At 34.9% G+C, this 22,244-nt stretch carries 20 protein-coding genes; 4 read left to right on the top strand and 16 right to left on the bottom strand.

Translation table 11 applies throughout. The features are described 5' to 3' along the window. The first annotated feature begins 12 nt into the window (after nucleotides 1-12). Nucleotides 13-573 (top strand): DUF2911 domain-containing protein, encoded by a 561-nt coding sequence (locus ACJRPK_RS10035; RefSeq protein WP_407139775.1) that lies wholly within the window; start codon nucleotides 13-15, stop codon nucleotides 571-573. Nucleotides 574-625: 52 nt separating this feature from the next. Here ACJRPK_RS10035 and ACJRPK_RS10030 read toward each other — a convergent pair whose 3' ends face one another. Then, on the bottom strand, nucleotides 626-1,051 hold the full coding sequence (locus ACJRPK_RS10030; protein ID WP_148783578.1) for an organic hydroperoxide resistance protein: 426 nt from the start codon (nucleotides 1,049-1,051) through the stop codon (nucleotides 626-628). A 95-nt stretch (nucleotides 1,052-1,146) separates the two neighbouring features. On the opposite strand from ACJRPK_RS10030, the gene meaB reads away from it, so the two are divergent. Further along, nucleotides 1,147-2,226 (top strand): methylmalonyl Co-A mutase-associated GTPase MeaB, encoded by a 1,080-nt coding sequence (gene meaB, locus ACJRPK_RS10025; protein WP_407139774.1) that lies wholly within the window; start codon nucleotides 1,147-1,149, stop codon nucleotides 2,224-2,226. A 5-nt stretch (nucleotides 2,227-2,231) separates the two neighbouring features. Here meaB and ACJRPK_RS10020 read toward each other — a convergent pair whose 3' ends face one another. The 5 genes from ACJRPK_RS10020 to ACJRPK_RS10000 form a co-directional block, all read right to left on the bottom strand. Further along, nucleotides 2,232-3,011, bottom strand: a complete 780-nt coding sequence (locus tag ACJRPK_RS10020; RefSeq protein WP_407139773.1) for an RMD1 family protein — start codon at nucleotides 3,009-3,011, stop codon at nucleotides 2,232-2,234. Between the two features lie 224 nt (nucleotides 3,012-3,235). Then, nucleotides 3,236-3,523 (bottom strand): hypothetical protein, encoded by a 288-nt coding sequence (locus ACJRPK_RS10015; protein WP_407139772.1) that lies wholly within the window; start codon nucleotides 3,521-3,523, stop codon nucleotides 3,236-3,238. 23 nt (nucleotides 3,524-3,546) lie between these two features. Then, entirely contained in the window at nucleotides 3,547-4,521 is a 975-nt protein-coding gene (locus ACJRPK_RS10010) for a deoxyhypusine synthase family protein (RefSeq protein ID WP_148783582.1), read from the bottom strand. Continuing rightward, entirely contained in the window at nucleotides 4,511-5,449 is a 939-nt protein-coding gene (gene speB / locus ACJRPK_RS10005) for an agmatinase (protein ID WP_407139771.1), read from the bottom strand. Before speB ends, ACJRPK_RS10010 begins: the two co-directional genes overlap by 11 nt. 55 nt (nucleotides 5,450-5,504) lie before the next feature. Then, nucleotides 5,505-6,905: an arginine decarboxylase gene (locus ACJRPK_RS10000; protein ID WP_407139770.1), complete on the bottom strand. Its 1,401-nt coding sequence runs from the start codon at nucleotides 6,903-6,905 to the stop codon at nucleotides 5,505-5,507. 537 nt (nucleotides 6,906-7,442) lie between these two features. On the opposite strand from ACJRPK_RS10000, the gene ACJRPK_RS09995 reads away from it, so the two are divergent. Then, a complete protein-coding gene (locus tag ACJRPK_RS09995) occupies nucleotides 7,443-8,945 on the top strand; it encodes a BCCT family transporter (RefSeq protein ID WP_407139769.1) in 1,503 nt (500 codons plus the stop codon). A gap of 134 nt (nucleotides 8,946-9,079) precedes the next feature. Here the strand turns inward: ACJRPK_RS09995 and ACJRPK_RS09990 are convergent, their stop codons facing one another. The 5 genes from ACJRPK_RS09990 to ACJRPK_RS09970 all read right to left on the bottom strand — a co-directional run bounded on the left by ACJRPK_RS09990 (nucleotide 9,080) and on the right by ACJRPK_RS09970 (nucleotide 12,936). Beyond that, nucleotides 9,080-9,502, bottom strand: coding sequence for a hypothetical protein (locus ACJRPK_RS09990; protein ID WP_407139768.1), 423 nt, complete (start codon nucleotides 9,500-9,502; stop codon nucleotides 9,080-9,082). Between the two features lie 195 nt (nucleotides 9,503-9,697). Further along, on the bottom strand, nucleotides 9,698-10,252 hold the full coding sequence (locus ACJRPK_RS09985) for a hypothetical protein (protein ID WP_407139767.1): 555 nt from the start codon (nucleotides 10,250-10,252) through the stop codon (nucleotides 9,698-9,700). 60 nt (nucleotides 10,253-10,312) lie between these two features. Beyond that, entirely contained in the window at nucleotides 10,313-10,771 is a 459-nt protein-coding gene (locus ACJRPK_RS09980) for a TPM domain-containing protein (protein ID WP_407139766.1), read from the bottom strand. Nucleotides 10,772-10,978: 207 nt separating this feature from the next. Beyond that, nucleotides 10,979-12,034: a DUF3644 domain-containing protein gene (locus tag ACJRPK_RS09975; protein WP_407139765.1), complete on the bottom strand. Its 1,056-nt coding sequence runs from the start codon at nucleotides 12,032-12,034 to the stop codon at nucleotides 10,979-10,981. Nucleotides 12,035-12,426: 392 nt separating this feature from the next. Next, on the bottom strand, nucleotides 12,427-12,936 hold the full coding sequence (locus tag ACJRPK_RS09970) for a hypothetical protein (RefSeq protein WP_407139764.1): 510 nt from the start codon (nucleotides 12,934-12,936) through the stop codon (nucleotides 12,427-12,429). Nucleotides 12,937-13,779: 843 nt separating this feature from the next. On the opposite strand from ACJRPK_RS09970, the gene ACJRPK_RS09965 reads away from it, so the two are divergent. Then, complete coding sequence (locus ACJRPK_RS09965) at nucleotides 13,780-14,235, top strand: hypothetical protein (RefSeq protein WP_407139763.1); 456 nt, start codon at nucleotides 13,780-13,782, stop codon at nucleotides 14,233-14,235. 681 nt (nucleotides 14,236-14,916) lie between these two features. On the opposite strand, the gene ACJRPK_RS09960 is transcribed toward ACJRPK_RS09965, so the two are convergent. From ACJRPK_RS09960 to ACJRPK_RS09940, 5 genes are all read right to left on the bottom strand, one after another. Further along, on the bottom strand, nucleotides 14,917-16,521 hold the full coding sequence (locus ACJRPK_RS09960) for a S8 family serine peptidase (RefSeq protein WP_407139762.1): 1,605 nt from the start codon (nucleotides 16,519-16,521) through the stop codon (nucleotides 14,917-14,919). A gap of 133 nt (nucleotides 16,522-16,654) precedes the next feature. Further along, nucleotides 16,655-16,834, bottom strand: a complete 180-nt coding sequence (locus ACJRPK_RS09955) for a hypothetical protein (RefSeq protein WP_407139761.1) — start codon at nucleotides 16,832-16,834, stop codon at nucleotides 16,655-16,657. A gap of 169 nt (nucleotides 16,835-17,003) precedes the next feature. Next, on the bottom strand, nucleotides 17,004-18,692 hold the full coding sequence (locus ACJRPK_RS09950; protein WP_407139760.1) for a helix-turn-helix domain-containing protein: 1,689 nt from the start codon (nucleotides 18,690-18,692) through the stop codon (nucleotides 17,004-17,006). Then, the gene (locus ACJRPK_RS09945) at nucleotides 18,689-19,555 is read right to left on the bottom strand and encodes a thiopeptide-type bacteriocin biosynthesis protein (protein ID WP_407139759.1); all 867 of its coding nucleotides are present in this window, start codon (nucleotides 19,553-19,555) and stop codon (nucleotides 18,689-18,691) included. The genes ACJRPK_RS09950 and ACJRPK_RS09945 overlap by 4 nt, the downstream gene beginning before the upstream one ends. Nucleotides 19,556-19,667: 112 nt before the next feature. Then, nucleotides 19,668-21,914, bottom strand: a complete 2,247-nt coding sequence (locus ACJRPK_RS09940) for a lantibiotic dehydratase family protein (protein ID WP_407139758.1) — start codon at nucleotides 21,912-21,914, stop codon at nucleotides 19,668-19,670. Nucleotides 21,915-22,244 lie beyond the last annotated feature (330 nt).

Genomic DNA, 22,244 nt, shown 5'->3' with positions numbered 1-22,244 from the left:
TTTGATAGTATCATGAAAAAATCATTGAAAATTGTAGGCATAAGTTCTATAGTGGTTATTCTAATGTTGATCACGACATTTTTTGTCCTTAAAAATCAAACAAAACAACATAGTCCCGAAGAAACCGTAAGTTATACTGTAAATCAATGCACTTTTACGGTCAATTATAATCGGCCCTATACTAAAGGAAGAAGGATTTTTGGCGGTTTAGTACCCTTCAATCAGGTTTGGCGTACAGGTGCGAACGAGCCCACGACTCTTACCTTTGACAAAGATATTTTGGTTGATGGTTCCAAACTGTCACAAGGAACCTATTCAATTTGGACAGTACCTAAACCAAACTCATGGAAGATTATTTTTAACACCAAGAAGTACGCCTGGGGTGTTAAATTCGATGGATCCGTTGCTCACGATCCAAACTATGATGCTTTGGTTATCGAGGTACCATCGCATCGTCTCCCCTCCGCCGTAGAACAGTTTGCTATATTTTTTGATACTGTCAACGAGTTTATTACACTTACCTTACAATGGGAATATACGTCGGTAGTAATTCCTATAAAAGTACTTCCATAAAAAAAGCCTTATGAAAACATAAGGCCTTTTCAGATAGTTTATTTTGAATCCTCTACTCGTCTAAAAGAAGATTGAGTGTAACATCAATATTGTCACGGGTAGCACGAGAATAAGGACATATCTCATGTGCTTCATTCACTAAAGTCTCTCCGGTCTCTACATCCAACCCCGGTAAATACGAGTCCAAGACAACTGCCAGTTGAAAATCGCCTTCCTCTGTTTTTCCGAAATCTACGTGTGCAGTAACACTAAAGTTCCCTAAATCTACCTTATGCTTTTCGGCTATCACTTGCAAGGCACTTCCATAACATGCAGAATATCCAGCTGCAAACAATTGTTCTGGATTGGTATATTTACCTCCATCTCCACCCATTCCTTTGGGTACACTTAATGGAGTGTCTATAGCCTTATCATCTGTTGATACATGTCCGGTTCTTCCACCTTCTGTTGTTGCCACTGCTGTGTATAATGTCTTCATTGTATACTTTTATTTTTTATAATATGAAATGAATATAGCTGCTTAAACGGATTGTATCCAAAAATGAATTCATAAATTTGTCATAAATGTAATTTGTGGCTAAAGATACTTCTCAACATTCATCACAGGGAGATGCAAGTACACCTCCCAAAAACACTACTAACAAAGCGTTAGAGCGATTCAAGCAACAGCAACCTAAAGAGCTTAACATCTCTATATTGGTTGAACAGATTCTTTCGCACGACACTACAGCACTTAGTCAGGGGATTACATTGGTTGAAAGTACACAAGCCAAACATGCAGAAAAAGCACAACAACTCATTAATCAATGTTTACCCCATGCCAATACTTCTATTCGCATTGGGATCACCGGAGTTCCAGGTGTAGGTAAAAGCACTTTTATTGAAGCTCTTGGAAACACGCTCATCAAAAAAGGTAAAAAAGTCGCGGTGCTGGCGGTAGATCCTAGTAGTACCATATCCGGCGGAAGTATTCTTGGTGACAAAACGCGTATGGAAACTTTAGTACGATCTAAAGATGCATTTATCAGACCCTCGCCTTCGGGTAAGTCATTAGGTGGCGTAGCGCAAAAAACGCGTGAATCTATAATTCTTTGCGAAGCTGCAGGTTATGATATTATTATAATTGAAACCGTGGGTGTAGGTCAAAGCGAAACCGTGGTGCATAGCATGGTGGATTTTTTCTTATTGCTTAAGCTTGCGGGAGCCGGTGACGAGCTACAGGGTATCAAACGGGGTATTATAGAAATGGCTGATGCTATCGTGATCAATAAAGCTGATGGTGATAACCGAAAACATGCCAGAGAAGCCCGTAATCAGTTCAAAAAAGCATTACACCTTTATCCTCAAAGTCCTAGTGGTTGGCTTCCGGAGGTTTTGATGTGCAGTGCGCTCCATAATGAAGGTGTCGAAGAGATCTGGGTACTTATTGAGCGATATTTGGACATTGTTACTCAAAATCAATATTTTGAACAACGTCGTGCTGAACAGAATACCTATTGGTTGTTACAGACTATCGAAGAGCAATTAAAAACATCTTTTTACAACCATCCGGCAGTAAAAAAAGCTTTACAATCACAAATTGAAGCTGTACGTCAACATAAAATTACTCCTTTTGCCGCAGCACAGCTTCTCTTAGATCTTAATAAAGGATAGTTTGGTTATAAAATTTTAGCGATGAAGAGATCAAACACTTCTACTAAAATTAATATGATAATGATCCATTCCAGACGGCTGCTTTCTCTATGATCCATGATATCTTTAAACAGCTCAAGGTTTTCTTTAATAATCTCAATACGATCGTGGATATCACGATATCGGTCTTTAAGGTCGAAGGTTTTTTTAAGATCTGCATCAAAACGGTTTAACTTCTCATCATCCCAGGTGAGATCATGGGAATCAAAAATATAGAGATTCTCGGATATTTTGTTTTTGATATTTAGAATCTTACCTATGTAACGTTTTAACTTGTTTCCACTAATATCTAACCGTCCTTTAGTCTCCAGATACATAGTATGTGCATTGGTATCATCCAACAACTCTTCGGTAATTTCGGCATAACGATCGAGTGCCACCGATTGTGAAGTGTTGAGCATGATGAGTCGTAAAAAATCCTTATTGAATTCTTTCAACGTAATATTATCGTAGTGAACCACAGTTTCTGAAGACTCCATATGAACATCTATCTTTTCTACCAAATGTTTCTCTAATGGATTACGACAGAAGGGTAATAACTCCTCAACAATGCTATCTATAGCATCTTGACTCGTATTAAAAAAGCAAATAACTCCGTATTTGAAAACATACACGTATTGTTCTGATTCGTTCTCAAAAAAGAGTTCATCGCGGTCAGAAAATAAAAGATTTCCCGAAAAAGATGCTCTTACCGATTTGATCGCAATATTATCTGCGATCTGCAAGGCATACACTACTTGTTTCATGTGTATTCTGTTAATTATTTTTTTTTTAGAAATACTTTCTAAACATCATTAGCAATTCAATGCTTTACTATTTGTTAAGTAAGGGAATATAATTTTAATCTTGATCTGTGTTTATAAGTCTGCTGAAGTTTTAGCATTTACTACACACAATCAATAGGTACCATTTTTAAACCATCTCATTTTTGTCTTAAGAATGAGATGGTTTTTATGATTTACAGCAAATATTAATCATCCATATCTTCCATATCATCCATTGGCGTATTGTCAACATCGGCCCCCATATCATCATCGCTATCATCATCAAACGCCTCCATAGTATCGGCCAAACGTTTACTGATTTTTACAAGATAGATGGTATCCTCTGTATGCACCTCTACGGCCTCAATGGTCTCATTATGCTGATTCTTGAAGGTGATCACATGTTCATCTCCATAGCCGTCAGGAAATTTTGCTACTAATAGTTCTAAAATACTTTGGTTAAGTTTTTTAAAGTCTACAATTACTCTCTTCATGGTGTACGCTGGTTTTTTTTCGTTTACATATCAAGGATATACGCAAATAGTAAGGGGGCTACTATCGTTGCATCACTTTCAATTATAAATTTTGGGGTGTCTATGTCTAATTTACCCCACGTGATTTTTTCGTTGGGCACTGCTCCTGAATATGATCCATAACTTGTTGTGGAATCGGATATCTGACAAAAATAGCTCCAGAAAGGCGTATCAGGTCGCTCCATATCCTGATACAACATGGGAACTACACAGATTGGAAAATCTCCTGCGATTCCGCCACCTATTTGGAAAAATCCAATACCATTCTTAGAGTTGTCTGTATACCAGTCTGCCAAGAAGGTCATATATTCGATCCCGGACTTCATGGTGCTCGCCTTTAGTTCACCTTTGAGTACGTAGGAGGCAAAAATATTACCCATGGTACTATCCTCCCAACCCGGTACTACGATTGGTAGATTCTTCTCTGCCGCCGCATACATCCATGAATCTTTAATATCAATCTCATAGTATTGTTCTAAAACTCCGGACAATAACATTTTGTACATAAACTCATGCGGAAAATAGCGTTCTCCCTTATCTTCAGCATCTTTCCAGATTTTAAAAATATGTTCTTGTAAACGTCTAAAGGCTTCTTCTTCAGGAATACAGGTATCTGTGACACGGTTCAATCCTTTTTCCAATAATTCCCATTCATCCTTTGGCGTAAGATCACGATAATTAGGAACACGCTTATAATGCGAATGTGCTACCAAGTTCATGATGTCTTCTTCAAGGTTGGCACCGGTACAGGATATAATTTGCACTTTATCCTGGCGAATCATTTCAGAAAATATTTTACCTAATTCTGCAGTGCTCATTGCTCCTGCCAGAGACACTAACATTTTAGCTCCGCCAGCCAATTGCTCTTCATACGCCTTGGCTGCATCTACGATCGCCGCTGCATTAAAGTGTAAATAATATTTTTCTATAAAATTAGAAATGGCACCTTTAGTCTTCATCGTTGTGTAAGTTTAATTTTTTTGTTTTTGAGTCATTTGCATTTATTTGTGCGCCTTCATATTCAATCCCTGCATCTGCACCTGCAAACTTATAACTCAACATTTTGTAATACAGCTTTGCAGCTAAAAAGTCTGATGATTTATCAATCTTGTTCGGACATAACTCAACTATATCAAATCCGACAACGTTTTTCTCTTTAAAAACTGTTCGTAAAAACTCTAAGGTTTCATACCAAAACAATCCGCCCGGTTCCGGTGTTCCTGTGGAAGAAAGAATTGAAGGATCCAAAGCATCCAGATCAAAGGTGATAAATACGTTTTCGGTCATTTGATCCACAGCACTATCCATCCAATACTCATCGGTTGCCATTTCATGAGCAAAATAGGTCTTTTCCTCATTCATAACAGTTTTCTCCAAAGCATCCATACTACGAATCCCTACCTGAATAAGGTTTGTTTTTTGACTTGCTTCGTATACTGCGCAGGCGTGATTACATGTTGATCCTTCATACTCCGGTCTTAAATCTGCATGTGCATCAATGTGTAATACGGTAAGGTTATCAAAGCATTCATCAAAGGCTCGAATGGTTCCTATTGAGATAGAATGTTCACCCCCGAATAGCGTAACAAATTTGTTGCGGGTGATGTATTTCTTTGTTGCCTTGTGCACCGCATCTACCATAGCTTCCGGTGAAGCATTTTCAGTAATTGGGTCTGCCAGATAAATCCCGTGCTTATACACTTCGCTGTCTGTTTCGATATCGTAAAGCTCCATGTTTTCTGAGGCGTCCAAAAACGCTTCAGGTCCTTTGTCTGATCCTTTTTGCCAAGTACTGGTACCGTCATAAGGAACTGGAATTAATACAACCTTCGAACTTTCTAGTTTTGCATACTGGTCAGGTATACCCGCATAGTTTTTAGTATTCACTTTCTTAAAGATTTATGTATTAGTTTTTTTAAAATTACTATTTATTACTGAATAATCAGGAGTTGTTGTATCCTAAAATTTTAAGTAGGTCTTCACTTTTTTGTTGTTCACTAAAAAGGGTCGTCACTAACTCTCCATCTTCATTCTTATCAATCAAAATATGTTTGGGTTGCGGAATCAAACAATGCTGTAAACCACCAAAACCTCCGATAGTTTCCTGATATGCACCGGTATTAAAGAATCCGATATACAACGGTTTATCTTTTTTATATTTTGGAAGGTAAATCGCATTCATATGTTGCTCACTGTTGTAATAATCGTCACTATCACAGGTGAGACCGCCTAGAAGCACACGCTCATACTCTTCATTCCACCGATTTACTGCCAACATCACAAAACGTTTATTAATTGCCCAAGTATCAGGTAGCGTGGTAATAAAAGACGAATTGATCATATTCCATTTTTCACGATCGTTTTGCTGTTTTTGATACAACACTTCATAAATCGCACCCCCGCTTTCTCCTACGGTAAAGCTTCCGAACTCGGTAAAAATATTAGGTACCGGCACTTTAGCTTCCGCGCAAGCGATATTAATCTGATTGATAATTTCATCAATCATATACTGATAATCATACTCAAACGCCAAGGAATTTTTGATAGGAAAACCACCTCCAATATTAAGACTATCCAAGGTTGGACACTCCTTTCTCAATCGAATATAGGCCTTTAAACATTTCAGTAATTCATTCCAGTAATAGGCCGTATCACGAATCCCGGTATTGATAAAGAAATGTAGCATCTTTAACTCTACCTGCTCATTATCTTTTACCTGACGGTTATAAAAAGGTACAATGTTCTTGTAGCCGATCCCTAAACGTGAGGTATAGAATTCGAACTTAGGTTCTTCTTCTGATGCAATACGGATTCCGATCTGATACTTGCCGTCAATCGACTCTGACAACAACTCTAATTCTTCATAATTATCGATGATCGGAATACAGTTATTGTGTCCTTCATTAATCAATCGCGCAATATTTTGCACATATTGCTCTCGTTTAAAACCGTTACAAATTACATAGGTATCGTCGGTAATCTTTCCTTTTGCCTTTAGTTTTTCAACGATATCAATATCAAAAGCCGAAGAGGTCTCAATATGCACATCATTTTTAAGTACTTCGTTCAATACATGGTTGAAGTGTGAGCTCTTGGTACAATAACAGTAATTGTAACTACCTTGATACTGATTTTTTTCGATAGCATTGGCAAACCATTGTTTGGCTCTATTGATGTTTTCTGAAATTTTTGGCAAATAGGTGAACTTAAGCGGTCCGCCGTATTGCTCGACTAATTTCATTAAATCGATATCGTGAAACGTTAGGGTATTGCCTTTAAGGTTGAATTCTTCTTGTGGAAAATAAAAGGATTGATCTATTAAATCTATGTATTTAGTATTCATTCGTTTACTGCGGTTTTGTTTTCAATACTACTAATTATAAGTAGCGAAAACATATATTGAGTTATAAAATAATCTTAAAATATTGTGGTTTAGCCATGAATCATGAGCTACTTGCAATCTTACATGCTGTAAAAAGGAATTGTCTTGCCCAATTAAACGCGGATACGCTTGGCAGTAGTCGGTATGAAAAAATATTCATGCTGACTTGATAGGATACTAAGAAGTGAAGTAAGCTTTAAGTTTGGGTTGATTATCCAATAAACACTTTCTGAGAGTAACTTCCACTCTCTCATAAGTCCCAAGGTAAAAACACTTGTCATAATGTTCAGCTTAATGCTGCTGCAATGGTAAATAAAAAATTTGATTCTCAACACCATTTAAAATTAAAAAAATAATAATTTTTATAATTGCTTATCTTGACTACGTATATTTAAAACTTCAAAATGATAGTAGCCTTATCAATAGCACGCTTCATCATTGTAATAAAGCAACTTAAAACCTATTTTACTTACGTAATATACCACCTAACCTCAACATATGTCTTATTCTTTTGCTAACAATAAACTTTTATATACCGCGCTAGCCCTTTTACTTTTTTTCTCTTTTTTTCTCTATGCTTTTACCTTAGAAACCTATACGATCATTGAGGAATTCTCGATTACGGTACGGGTTTGGTTTGGTCGATTTTATTTGTGGTTAGGATTGGGATGTGTCCTTCTATTAGTCCTTTTAGCGATTTCCCGATGGGGAAGTAAACGATTGGGAACTCCTGATGAACGTCCTGAATTCTCCCGATTGGCATGGATCTCGATGTTATACAGCGCAGGGATGGGTGCCGGTATTTTACTACGAGCGGTACAAGAACCTGTGTATATGAAACTGAATCCCCCGATTGCTAACGGTACGGCTGATGCTACTGTAGCGCTTGAATATACATTTTATCAATGGGGACTCACCGCCTGGGCATTTTATGCAGTTTTTGCCATTGCAATTGGGTATTATCTTTTTGTACGGAATAAAAAAGCGTTGCCGAGTACTGCTTTTACGGCACTGACCGATATGATTACCACTAAACGTGTACAGCGTGGTGTATTGGGTAGTATAGATTTACTAGCGATCCTAACCACCGTTTTTGGACTGGTAGCAGCTATCGGACTAGGGACCACTCAGATCCGGGGTGGACTCAATCACTTACTCGGGTATGAATTTAATGTAGGCGGTACGATTGCTATTCTGTTACTTATTGCAGTGCTGGGTGCAACCTCGGTACTATTGGGGATGCAACGGGGAATTAAAGTGATCTCTACCTGGAATATTTATATCACCGTAGGGCTGCTCATCTTTGTATTTGCACAAAGCGACATTCTTGCTATTGTCAGTCGTTTTGGAAGTGCGTTCTATCATTATCTTGTCGATTTTATACCACTGAGTCTTGCTATAGGTTCTTACGATCCCGGAGAAGCTTTTTTGACTGACTGGACCTATTATTACTGGGCCTTTTGGTTAGCGTGGGCACCGTTTACCGGAATTTTTATTGCTCGGATTTCGCGTGGTCGTACCCTTCGCGAACTTATCATTGGGGTACTGCTGGTCCCCTCGCTGGGTACTTTCTTTTGGTTTACGGTATTTGGTGAATCTGCTTTTGACCTAATAGCTGCTGCCGGAAGCTATGACGGACAGTTTGATAATGTGTTTAGTTCGATCTTTGTATTTTTTGAAAGCTATCCCTACCAAGGACTTATCAATACCATCACAGTACTGTTACTGGTAAGTTTTTTGGTGACTTCGCTGGACTCTGCCATTTTTGTGTTGAGTATGTTTACTGATAAAGGTACTCCCGAACCTTCCAAACGACATCGTTTGTTATGGAGTATCATTCTGACTATTTTTTCTATTGGGATTTTACTGCTGGGCAACGCCAAAGCCGATATCAATGTACTAATCGCTATGCAAAAACTACTGATTATTACTTCGCTGCCTTTTGCACTGTTGATGGTGGTGATGATTGGGTTGTTTATAAGGGATTTCGCTAAGAAATGAAGGTTTGTGGGAGTACTTGGAGAGGAGAATTGAAAAAACTAAAGAATATGGAGAAGAGAGAAGAGAGAAGAGAGAAGAGAAAGAATGACTATGACAGCGATTTAGTGAGTTTGGTTATACTAAATTGATTCTAATTAGATATTATTTATAATGATAAATGAAATTATTGATAAAATAATAAATCCAATAACTATCATTCCTATAGGGAATTTAATTAAAAAAAGCTTGGAGTCGGTTATAATCTCATAATCATTATACCTTTTAATATAAACTATACTTAATCTTTGTCCTCGTTGATATTTTCCATTCCCTTCGGTCAATTCTTTGACTATTTTACTACCATTTTTTTCATAAAACTCTATAACAGGATAGGTTGTAGACGTGGGACCACTTTCGTAGTTTCTATCAGTATAGATCTTTAAATCTATAATTTTCGCGATTGTTTGGATACCGTTTTTTTTGATGAACAAATTTTTAACTAATTGTTGGATTCCACCAGTGAAAAGAATTAACCCAGGAATTCCAAACATTATAAGAGGGATAATAAATCTTTCCATTCAACTATAACAAAGTTTCTTTATTGATAACAAACATAGCCAAATATCTGGATTAATTTTATTCAACTTTGAGCATTTTTACTTGATAGATACCCAGTCTTTTCTTTAATTAATCAGGTATCTTAGACCATCAATTATGTACACTATGCTGCGAAATCAGTAGACTTTCCGGAGCAGAGTTGGACTATCCTTTAATTAATTCATTTCACGATATGACTCCCTACTGATGTTAGCTATTCGTTTTTCGAATTCATCGATCAGATTTTTATATAATTCAACAATTGGCTCGACTACCTGAGTCCAATCGTCAAATTCTAAATGATATTTGGTTGTAATAACCCAACCGCCATCTATCTCGCAAATAATTGAAGGGCTGAAATTCTCTTTATCTGCAATCTCACTTAATAACTTCAAAGAGCTATTCTTATTTAAGAAATATTGTATGTTATCATTATCTGACATAATTTTAAATCTGCTTTTTTTTCTAAAAAATAAATTTTTCAAATGTGAGATGGTGCTCAATTCAAATTTTATTGGCTGCAAGGTTTGTGACAGTTTACAACTTATCGAACCTACATAGGCAGTACCTGTTCGATTTACGACAGTAAATTCACTCGATTTGTATTTGAACACAACTTTGTAGATTACGTTTGGACTCCTCACACCATTACCAATATGGATATCCTGATCATGAAAATAGAATTTTCCATTTTGCTTATCAGCTAAATTTCTAAAGAATTGTTTATGCATTAAATTTTTGATTTTGCATAGAATGCAGAGCGGGATTTTATACGGGTTTGTACGCAGTACTTATATCCATTTTCTTATTAATTCATTTAATCCAAGTAAAATTCCATCGTAGTAATTTCCATTTTTAAATTCGGGAATCATATTCTCGTCGATTACTTTTTTACAAAATTCGTCGGACAAATAAAGGTTTTTGGTTTTTTCTGTTGTTGATATTCTTACTTTTCTCAATGATTTACTCAGCACAAGCGTAAGTCCATTTCCATTATTGTTTTCTCCAACATTCCAATTGTTCGACATTTTAATTACATATTGATCAAATTCAGTATTTATTGGAATTGAATCTATGGTTATTACAGCAATTTCACGGAATGAAGTTTTTTTATAATAAGACAGGAATCTAGTAAGTTGAGCTTTTTCTTCTTCTGTGAAAATATTTTCAAAATCGTTTACTAAACCAATTTGTTTAGGATATTCCGATACAATTATCTCAGTTTTTGGAATGTCAATTTGGGCTTCCACTATTGCTGTTTTGCAATAGAGAAAAATCAAAATTAATAGTAATAAAGTATTTCGGATCATCATTTTTAGTAATTACGTCTAACATGTTTGTATAAGTTTTGCTGCGTGTTTACACCTAATTTAGCCACTAAAAACCGATTAAAAATCCTTGCGGATTTTCGTAAGTAGGCTAGTGCTTTTCAAAGGATACGGTGTTATCACACGTTTTTATTCATACAAGCTATTGTATTCCTCCTCTTTTGCCATTTCTTCAATTAAATAATCTGCCCAATCCTCTGTATATAAATAAGTTGAATTAGGTTGGTCATATACACAATATTCAGATTTTGTCAATTCTGGATTTGCAGCCTGATTATTTGGACGAACTTCATATTTTTTCCAACACCTTGTATGCGTATCCATTGTAAACTTATCCTTTTCTTTTCCGTTTCTTGTTATTTTTAAATCTCCCAAAGCAGTTTGCACTTTATCAACTACAACTCCAGGTTTTAATAAATCTTTGTTAGTAACTGCAACTTGGACAAATCTATTTTTCACTAATGCAGCAACTCTATTTACATTTGTTTTTTGTCCTTCATCAAGTTTGTCATAGGCAACAAATTGAATTGGAAGTGTGTTTTTGGTTTGATGATTAGCAACCTGTATTAAAAATGCTTTAAATGAATATTCGCCACTATTTAATGTTTCGGTGGAAATTGCACTTCTATACGATTTAATGAAATCTACAATAGGTTTGGTAGAAGGATTAGCTACAATTGCATTATTCAGACTTTTCGAGGAAGGATATAACTGTAATGCAAATGAAAGTGATTCTCGTAAACAATATTTTACTCCGAATTCCTTTTCCATTATTTTATCATAATTCAATAGAAGAGATTGACATTCTGCGAAAATATCAGAATCTATTTCGGGTATTGATTTGTGTTCAACCATATTCCTTAAAGGAATAAAAAATTCAAGATTTTTTCTTATTGGATTGCTTGTTTCATTTCCAAAATAATTCGACAAACAAGTACTCAATTCCCAATAGCAATAATCTCCATCTCTTTTGTCAAATCGATTATTTGTTTTATAAAATGGTTTCTTTTTTTGTTTAAAAAATATCGCGTGAAAAAGTGCAGTCCAAGATATTATCATCAGAATTATATAACCTCCAGACTTAAATTTTATCGCAGGTTTGTTATAAGTTTCCACAGCTAATAGAGCAGAATCATTCGATTTTTCAAGACATTTTTTCACTGCTTTTGGTAATCCTCTAGGCATAGTTTTCTAATGTGTGGCAACAATTATATATAATCACCAATGGCAACTATATTTTTCTGATATATCAATAAGAAGCAACGCAAGGTTACTGGGTGGGGTGGGTATCTTGGTTGTAAGTTGTACTAAACTACAGATTTTATTTGAGATAGACGAATTTTTTATAGGCACTAGCTCTGAGAGGGAGCCACGAATCAGGAGAAAGGAACCATGAAATCTTGACTCTTGCTTCCTGTGTCTTGAATCTTTAATATTTTATGTCGTACGAATGTTATCATAGAACGTTCCTTTCGCATAGCGATTTCCATAGTAGCCCCAATTGACTCGTTTAAAGTAACAAGATTTTTTTCTAGGCCAAACGGACCTCAAGAATTCTTGGCTATTAGCAAACGGTTTTAAAACTTTTCTTCTGTATTATTTCCGTAAAGTTTCATTAAATAATTAAACGCTTTTTTGATTCTAGGTCTTAAATCATCGTGGTCAATTGACTTAGCTAAAATAAAGTTAAAATTATCTAATTTCGTCCAATTTTCGCCATGTCGTATTTCGAGCACGGCTTTTTCGTTCTCTTTCATTCTTATTACCAACCATATATTACTTGGTTTATCAACAAATGTTATACTATTAATCTTTTCTATTGGAATAAAAAATAATCGACTAAATCCCCAACCTTTATCAGTATCTTGAATATGTTCGCCAATCAAATAGCTTTGCCCATCTATCTCTTTAACTTCTTTAAATGATTGAACTTGCTTTGTGTCTGATGATTCAAATTGGTGTTCTATAAATTTTGAATTTATCCAGTCAAGCGTTTCTTTGGTTTCTTTTTCAAGATGTGATTTGTCATTTTGTGAAAAGCCATTTAATCCACCGATTAAAAATAAAACAATTAAAAGATTTTTCATCTAAATCTAGTTTGGTTAACTGTTTGCAAAAAATTATATTTAGTTACCAGCAACTATATTTCTCTTATATATCAATAAAAAGTAACATAAAGTTACGAAGTGGGGTGGATAATTGGTTTTAAGTTGTACTAAGCTACAGATTTTATTTGACATAGACGAATTTTTTATCCGCACTAACTCTTAGAGGGAGGCAAGAAAAGGGAGACATGAGACAGGATGAAACAACGCGTCACTTTTAAATTTTACATTTATTATTTTACTCTTCCTGACAAGTGGGGTAACAAATCCCACCTCCGGAAAACCTTCCTGACACCTGCGGCAACAAATCCCACTGCCGGGAAAGCTTCCTGACAAGTGCGGCAACAAATCCCACCATCGGGAAACGCTCCTGACAAGTGCGGCAACAAATCCCACCATCGGGAAACCTTCCTGACAAGTGCGGCAACATTTCCCACCTCCGGGAAACGCTCCTGACAAGTGCGGCAACATTTCCCACCTCCGGGAAACCTTCCTGACAAGTGCGGCAAACTTTCCCACCACCGGGAAATGCTCCTGACAAGTGCGACAACAAATCCCACCATCGGGAAACGCTCCTGACAAGTGCGACAACAAATCCCACCATCGGGAAACCTTCCTGACAAGTGCGGCAACAAATCCCACCATCGGGAAATGCTCCTGACACCTGCGGCAACAAATCCCACCTTCGGAAAACGCCCCTGACAAGTGCGGCAACTTCCCAAGCAGTGGTAGCAAGGGTTTACGAAAACTGTTTTATTATTTGAAAGCGTGGCTATTCATCCATTCTTTATATCTTTATAGTATCACACATAATCAATCTCACATATGTTAATGACCTATTTGGCTTTTCTCATAGTTGCACCAATAGCAACGCTAAGTATGACTGCTTTTAGCTACTTCGCCTCATACATAAGAAAGCGACAATTTAAGGAGCCTCGTTTACTCACCTTACTTATCTATCGTCCATCCAACAAGGCTGCAGAAAAAAGAAATAATAATTTAGCTGGTTGGGTAATACATTTCTTGCTGGGCTACTTTTTTCTATTCCTTTACGATAGTGGTTTTTTCTATACTCCTATCGAACCGTCTCTTATATGGAGTCTTATTTTTGGCATTGCCTTAGGTATTCTGGGAATTATCGGATGGCAAATCATGTTTGCGCTACATCCCGATCCTCCGCCAACCACTATTCACGAATTTTATATTCAATTACTTATAGCGCATATTATTTTTGCTTTAGTGGGTTATTTGGGATATTATATCGGGATATTCATCTCTTAGAGATTCTTTTTTGCATTGTGGTAATTTGCTATATAAGTTGGTGATAGCTAGTGGCTATTTACTTCTATCTAAATACATCCCTCTAAATCTCCCTTCAAAGGGAGACTTTGACACTCCCTTCCTTTGAAGGAAGGGTTGGGGATGGATGTATTTTCAGTCTAAACTTAAAATCAGTGGCTAGTGGCTATTTACTTATATCTAAATACATCCCTCTAAATCTCCCTTCAAAGGGAGACTTAGAATATTCCCTTCCTTCAAAGGAAGGGTTAGGGATGGATGTTTTTTCAGTCTAAACTTAAAATCAGTGGCTAGTGGCTGTTCGCTCTTGGCTTAAATTAAATACATCCCTCTAAATCTCCCTTCAAAGGGAGACTTTTAATATTTGTTCCTTTGAACGAAGGGTAAGGGATGGATGTTTTTTCAGTCTAAGCTAAAAACCAGTGGATAGTGGCTGTTCGCTCTTGGCTTAAATTAAATACATCCCTCTAAATCTCCCTTCAAAGGGAGACTTTTACAATTCCCTTCCTTTGAAGGAAGGGTTGGAGATGGATGTATTTTCAGTCTAAGCTAAAAACCAGTGGCTAGTGACCCTTTACTCTTGTCTAGAACAAAAAACACAACCTCTCCACTCCGCTATTAGTTTAGTATTCTATCTTTATAAGAAGTATTATTGATTATCGTTTATCTCTCAACAATTTGCTGAGCCATACGTACTGCGTTGTATGCATTCAATACCCGGCCTGATTTAGAGAGTTCTGCAAAGGGTATCCTTTTTGACGTTTCTGTAGTATCGCTTGCAATGGATACCTCGATCGCATAGGATGTTCCTGAACTGAGGAGTATTTCTTTAACCTGGGCAACTGTTAAGTCCGGAAAATAAGAAAGCAATAATCCCGCTACCCCTGATACTATAGGCGTTGCAAAAGAGGTGCCACTCACAACCTCATACTTTTGACTGCTTGACGATGTGGTATAAATATCTTCACCAGGTGCAAATAAATCTACGTTGATTGTACCGTAACTGCTATTAGCAAATTTAAAATGTATACTATCTACTTGTTGCGAAATCGCACCTACCTTAATAAAGTTATTTGTATCCGGTAGCTGATGATCATTTGGGTAATAATAATTTTCTTTCAAATCAATATTTTTATTGTCATTACCTGCAGAGGTTACAATCAAAACTTCGTGATTATTAGCATAAGCAATAGCATCATTTACCCAGTTTGAATGCATAGAGAAGTTTTTTCCTGAGCTCATATTAATAATTTTAGCTCCGTTATCTACGGCATATCTAATAGCTAAAGCGATATCTTTATCATGTTCATCACCGTTTGATGATATTGCCAGTGGCATTAGTTTGAAAGCGTTTGAAAAACCTTCAACCCCCTTATTATCAATTTTTGCAGATAATACTCCAGCAACCAAAGTTCCATGATACAGTGATTTCACATTTTTTGAAATATTTGGATTTCCATAACTGATATCCTTTATATCTTCAGGGTTATCTCCTGTGATTTTTCTATCATCAAATTCCAAGTTTAGATAGGTGGCAGTACTGGCAGAAAGAAAATCGAGTTGGTCAAGCATATCCTGCTCTTTTACATCATAGCGTATCGCATTTGAAATTAAAACTATTTGCTCCTCCAGGTCTGGTTGTGCAATTTTTAAACTATCCAGCCGCTCTATGGTAATCTTATCGTCATTAATATACTTTGAAATGATGTTTTGTGCATTTTTAAATAAAGTGTACATGGCTTTATACTGCCCTGTGTTTTCGGTTACTTTTTGCAGCTCTGTATTGTAAACTTTTTTTGCTTTTTGATAAGTTCTAAAGGCAGCATGGTCTTGATCGGGAATCTCGTTTATTGTCTTGTTTTCAAACTGTGTTGCGTACCTTTTAAGTATCCGTGTATATTCATAACTAGTATATAGAGTGTTTTCATCTAAGGCGTTTCCCAGAAAATTCCAACCATGAACATCATCAATATATCCATTAGCATCGTCATCAATTCCGTTATCTGCTATCTCATCTCTGTTTATCCATAATTGATCTTTTAATTCTGGATGAAATATATCAACCTCAGTATCCAGTATAGCAATAACAACAGTAGTTGCTTGCTTACCTTTTAATAAGCTATATGCTTTTTGAGTACTTACTCCGGGGATTGTATCTTCTATATAGTCTTTATGTTGCCAATTGTTTTTTTCGTGTACGGTGAGTTCACTTTTTTTAGGTATGATAAAAGGAATATGCGTAGAAAATAGCTGTAGTTTTTGTGGCACGGGACTACAGTTTATTAAAAAAATAGAAACTAGTATATAGAGTAAGAGTTGTTTAGTATTCATTGTAAGAAAATTAATAGTCTCTACTTATAAAATTAAATAGAGACTATGATATGCTTATTTACTTAACTTATTATTTATCACCACCAAAAATACAAGGCAGACTGGATTTTACTACATTTTTATCTGTTTGAGTACCTATTACATCATCACAATGGTTTATATCTCCTCCACGTATAGAGGATAAGGCGTCTAATTTTGTGATTTGAAATTTTTCAATACTTAATCTTGAGTGTTTGTTTGAATTCTTCATGTGATTATGTTTAAAGTGACATTTCTCAAATGTATTTATTTACTTCAAATTATGAGCACACAATACTTTTGAAGTTGTCTGTTTTCAGGAATTCAGGGTGTTTTAAAGGATAGAATTAATATTAAATATCTGATTTACAGTTTTTTAAATTAAAACTAAACATTTTGAGCTACTTAGAAATTTTATCCAAATTCTTTATAAAATAGGATGGATAGATTCCTGTTTTTTTATGAAAAGCTTTAGAAAATGCTTCTGTAGTATTAAAACCTATCTCCGAAGAAATCGCTTTTATAGTATATTTTCTAAACTTTCTATCCTCTTTTAATTTTTCTACTACATATTTTATTCTCAAATCATTAATGTAAACGCTAAAATTTTTGTTTTTAAAATCGTTTATTACTTTGGATAAATACTTCGAATTAGTACCAAATTTTTTAGCCAAAGACCCTACGGTAATATTTGGTTTTAAGTAGTGATCAGCATCCTCAAAGTCCTTTAAATTATTAAGTATACTCTCCACTATTGTCTCTGAAATATCCAATGATTTTGGCTTGGATTTAAGTACATCTGCAGCTTCTTCGCTTGATTGCTTAATCAGATCATCAAAACGTCTTTTTATTTTCTTTTGGCGTAGATAATAATAAATCAGACCAATGACACTTATACTCAAAAAAAGTGATGTCAAAAAAATTCCGTTAGAAAAAAATTTATTTTCGTCTTTGAGATCAGCAATAATATTTTCCTTTTCTTTCAAGAGTCTAGGGGTGTCATATTCTTGAGCTATTTTTTTGCTCATATAACGATAGTTATCATTCAAAACACTATCCACTCTAAGAAGTTTTTTAACGTATCGAAGCTGATTTTTACTATCCTCCTTTTTTTTGTAGTAATTGATTAAATACTCATAAGATTCTCTGGCTTCAGGGATGATATCTTGGGTGGTGTTAAACAATGAGTCCACCTTTTTGAAATATACTATTGCCTCGTCTGTTTTTTCTGTTTCTGATAAAATCTTACCATAATAGTAATAGGCAACGATCAAATTTGGGTTATCAATATCTTCTTTATAGTTATTAATGATCTTGGATATACTATCTGAAGCTATTTCAAGATTATCCATATCAAATTTATTAACTCCCTCGTTTAGTATAAAATGATACAGTTCGGTTTTATTATCTGACTCTAAGGATTCTTTTATCCCTAATTTATTGTAGAACGAGGCAGAATCATGGCTCCCCACTCTACGATAGCTATCGGCTAAACAAAATAAAGTTGTTATATAATTTGGGTTGTCCTTTATGACATAATTCTCCTTTTGAACAAACTCCCAGTTGTTTTTAAAAATTTTTAAAGCTTCATCATCTTCACCAATTCTACTTTTTAGAACTCCAATATTTTGAATTATTAAAAAATTTAATCTTGAAAACTTACTGGAAAATTCTTTTGCTTTCAAATAATTATCCAGTGCTTCCTGAAATTTTCTTTTATAAAAATAATAGTTTGCCTTATTCAAAAAACCAATACAAATATATCGGTCTTTATTAAGTTTTTTTGCCACGTTAATCATTTCGTCAGAAAATGAAATTACGGATTCATCATTATCAAAGACATACGTCAGTAGCGTGTAACCTTTAAGGATTCTAAGCGAATCTTTAGCCAATATTGCTTTTTGTAAAGTCGCACGTGCATATAGAGCAGATTTTTCGACATCATTCACATTTTGAACAAATAACATCTCCAGTGCTTCATATGATTTGGATTGTAAAGAGTCAATGGGGATACTTTTCTCTATTTCATTCTGTGAATAACAATGAATTATACTAAATAAAAACAGGGTGAAAAAAAGAATATTTTTCATGATTTTCTAAAACTTTTGGCTTTATAGTGTTTAAATAAAAAGTCATAACATACTAACTCATAGAAACGTTGTTGAGATCTAAAAGCTCTGTTAACGTGCATATGTATGTAACTCCCAAGCAAATGATCAATAGAAGTTTCTAATTCTCCAGATGATTTAGTAGCGATAATTTCTTGTATAAGATGGCCAACGCAATATTCTGGAAGTGCTAAAATTTTATCAAATACCAAAAACTCAGTATCTTTCTGTTCTAAAGCCCTATAAATCTTATGCTCCAAATTGGAGTATTTTTTATCCATCTGCTTATTTAATTTCTTATCTGCTCCAAACTCTTTTTTAAATGCGAGCATGTTCAACTTGACAAAATTTATTTTCTGTGCTAAATCAAGATCAAAGTCATCCATCAGACTGTCAATTACTTTCAGTGTAAACAAAAAGTATAGTTCATCTTCCTTAAATATTTCTATCGCTTTGAGTATTAATTTGCTATTATAAAAAAATAAATTTTCTGAGGTAATAATATTGTGACTGCCATACCTTTCTAACTCTCTGATATAGGTATCTGTTTGAATCTTAGAGACACTATACTGATCAAGATAAGGTTTTAATGTAATATTAACAGCATTTATAACAGCACCTATATGTTGATTATCCCCTTTTGACAAATGAAATCGAATCCGTAAATGATATTGTGGATCTTCATATCGGATAAAAAACCAGGAATCAATTAGATCTTGTTTAAGCAGTGCCTCAGCAAGTGGTTTTATTGCTTCAACAAGTAAAAGGTCTGAGGTGCGTACTCCACAATATACTTTGTAGTAAAGCCATTCATCTCCAAGAATATGGATTCTTTTTAAGTTCATTTAATAGTTGATATCTTAACTTTATCTGGAAATTTTCTCCTCATTGTTAAACGATGATTTACATCTTAAATCTAAAATCAATTTACGGCTCTTTAAACACAACACTCTTTCTTCACTTTCTTAATTTCTCATCGTTAAAAAAGGAAATTATTATTTGATTTGCAAAAGCTTCCTCTCCTTTTTTTACAATGCTTTCCTGAATCATGAGATCTTCGTCCTGAGCATACAGGAATTCTTCTAAAATAAAAACACGCTTACCTTTCGTAAGATCTACCAGCATCAAAACTGAATTAATGTTATCAAAATCAACAAGTAAGGTGTTATCGCCTTCAACTAACTGTACGTACCTGGGAATACCCCTTAAAGTCCTCCATTGCTTGATATTATCAAAGTCATCATTCTCACTGCATGCTTTTAAAGATTCAAAATCTTCTTTATTTAATTTCCATCGTGCTTTAGACAAAATAAAATCTTTGTACACTACTCTGGGTAAAAACGTCTTCTTTTCTAAAACTTCCCCCCAATGGAACCCGAGACCAGAGCGCAAATTTTGATGTTGCAGGTCACACAAAAATTGATAAACAGGTAAGGCATTGACACTATAATTATGTGCATTAGTCAATCGCGGTGTCACATATTTATTCAGAGATTTTGACCGCAAAACAATTTGATTTTCTTGCACGGATATCATTAAATCACTTACACTAATTTGCTTACTACTCTCTAGATTGGACTTTGCCAGATAGGGCAATTCATATTCTCTGATATGTGCTCTTCTCAAAATATTACCGGTTCGGGATTCTGGTAGATGTACTATTTCCACCAAAATTTTATGCTCATCATACTGCTCCTCCAGTTTTGTTATCTCCTTTACATACTTATAAATTGCGGAGTTTCCTGTCGAAAATCGCCCCAATAAATTTGCAGCTGAGGCGCCACTAATAGTGCCAATAAACATTTTTTCGCCTTCTCCAAAATTTATTATTTCAGTTAATGCTGACATGGTATTTGGTAAATCGTTCCAATTCTCTTCAAAATTTTTTACATCGTCATCATTTAATATCACAGTTCGAGCGGTGTCAATAGTATCTGTGTCCAGCATTTGCAGCAGGAGTTCTTGAAAAGTAGTCCAAGAGATACTGTCATCCTTCTTCTTTTTAAAAGGAACACTCAAGTCATCTAAGAAGGGAGTAGAGTCTTTAGCATTTTGGTATTGTAGATATCCCACTCCCAACTCGGTATCCAAAGCTATGGCCAAAGGAACTTCCTGAGTTTCATATTTTTCTAAAAATGCTTTTTTAAATTGGTTGATAGCCGGATTAGCAGCACCCGTTGTTATCTTATTCAAAAAAGGAAGTGCTCTTTTGAGTTTATACGCCCAACGCTTATTTAATTGACTTTCTTGCGTGTTGACATAAAGATCAGTTTGAAATAAAAATTTATTTTCAAAAGGTCTTTTTAATTCATCCAGGCGCTTCGTTAATAGCTCATACTCCTGAATATTGTTTCCTAGTTTAGCGTCAATAGTTGTAAGAAATGATTGATATGACTTAATTTCTTCCAAAGTTTCTTTCTTGATATCTAATAAAGATAGACTCTTTTCTAATTGTACTAAAAAATCCTGACCTGTGACTGAAGGTTCCAATTCACTAACCAAAATTTGGTTATCTATAAGTAGTTCTATAAATGCTACTGCATCTTTATACGTTATTTCATCACTGACTAGCAGTAAAGCTAAATCTTCAACTTTTTTACCAGCCATAGCATGGGTAACGATCTTTTCTAGAAACGGTGTGTGTGTAACTGCTTCTATGGTATGTACCCTCCTATTCCTGTTATTATAAGAATATTCTATATATCTATATTGGTTTGCAACGCTATATATACTAGAATTAGCGTACCATAATACTTCCTTTCTTATAGCTTCTTCCTTAGATAAATTTTGGGCAAAAGCTACCAAAAAATTCATATCATAATGAGTAACTCGTAAATGTTTATCAACGTTAGCAAGTTCAATTTCAGTTTTCCTCTTAAACTGTCCTATACTACATCCGGCAAATAATCCGAATGGTGTGCAACGAGAGCTCATTCTAGTGATATACTTTAACAATGTCGATGCTAGTCGTTCGTTTTTTTTGTTTGAAACAGTTGGATTTGTAAGCCATTTATCTACTTCCTTATACAACTCAGGTGAAGCTAAGAAGATAGCCTCCTTTATCAATGGATCATCCCACACCGATTTAAATTGATTAAGAGAAATACGCTCTTCGCTTAAAAGATTTTGATAAAAATTGAGAGACAAGGTTGGAGTACGAAGACAAAATTGATCAAAAAAGGTATATGGATTATTTGATTTCAAGAAATATGATCTTAAAGAATGGCTAGTTATAAGGTTATAAATATAGTACTTTAAAAATTATATGCCCAAAATCTATTTAATTACATAAGTAGCTTATTATCAAATATTTAATTATTTTTTACTAAATCTGAATTCCGTGAAAACCGTGCTTGTTTTCAGGAATCAAGACTCAACTTACTTGTTCTTAAGCTACTCCTGCATCTATATTTGGTCAAGTCAAATGCAAATTTAAAATATGATAGTAATAGTAAATTTTTTGATAGCTATGGTCGATTTCATCTTGAATTACTAAAGTATCTCGTGTCAAATTCTCACTGATGAAGAGAGAAT

The sequence above is a fragment of the Aquimarina sp. 2-A2 genome (assembly GCF_045505135.1).
Taxonomy (GTDB): Bacteria; Bacteroidota; Bacteroidia; order Flavobacteriales; family Flavobacteriaceae; genus Aquimarina; species Aquimarina intermedia.
The sequence above is the reverse complement of the archived record's forward strand: the minus strand, read 5'-3'. Positions and strand labels throughout refer to the sequence as shown.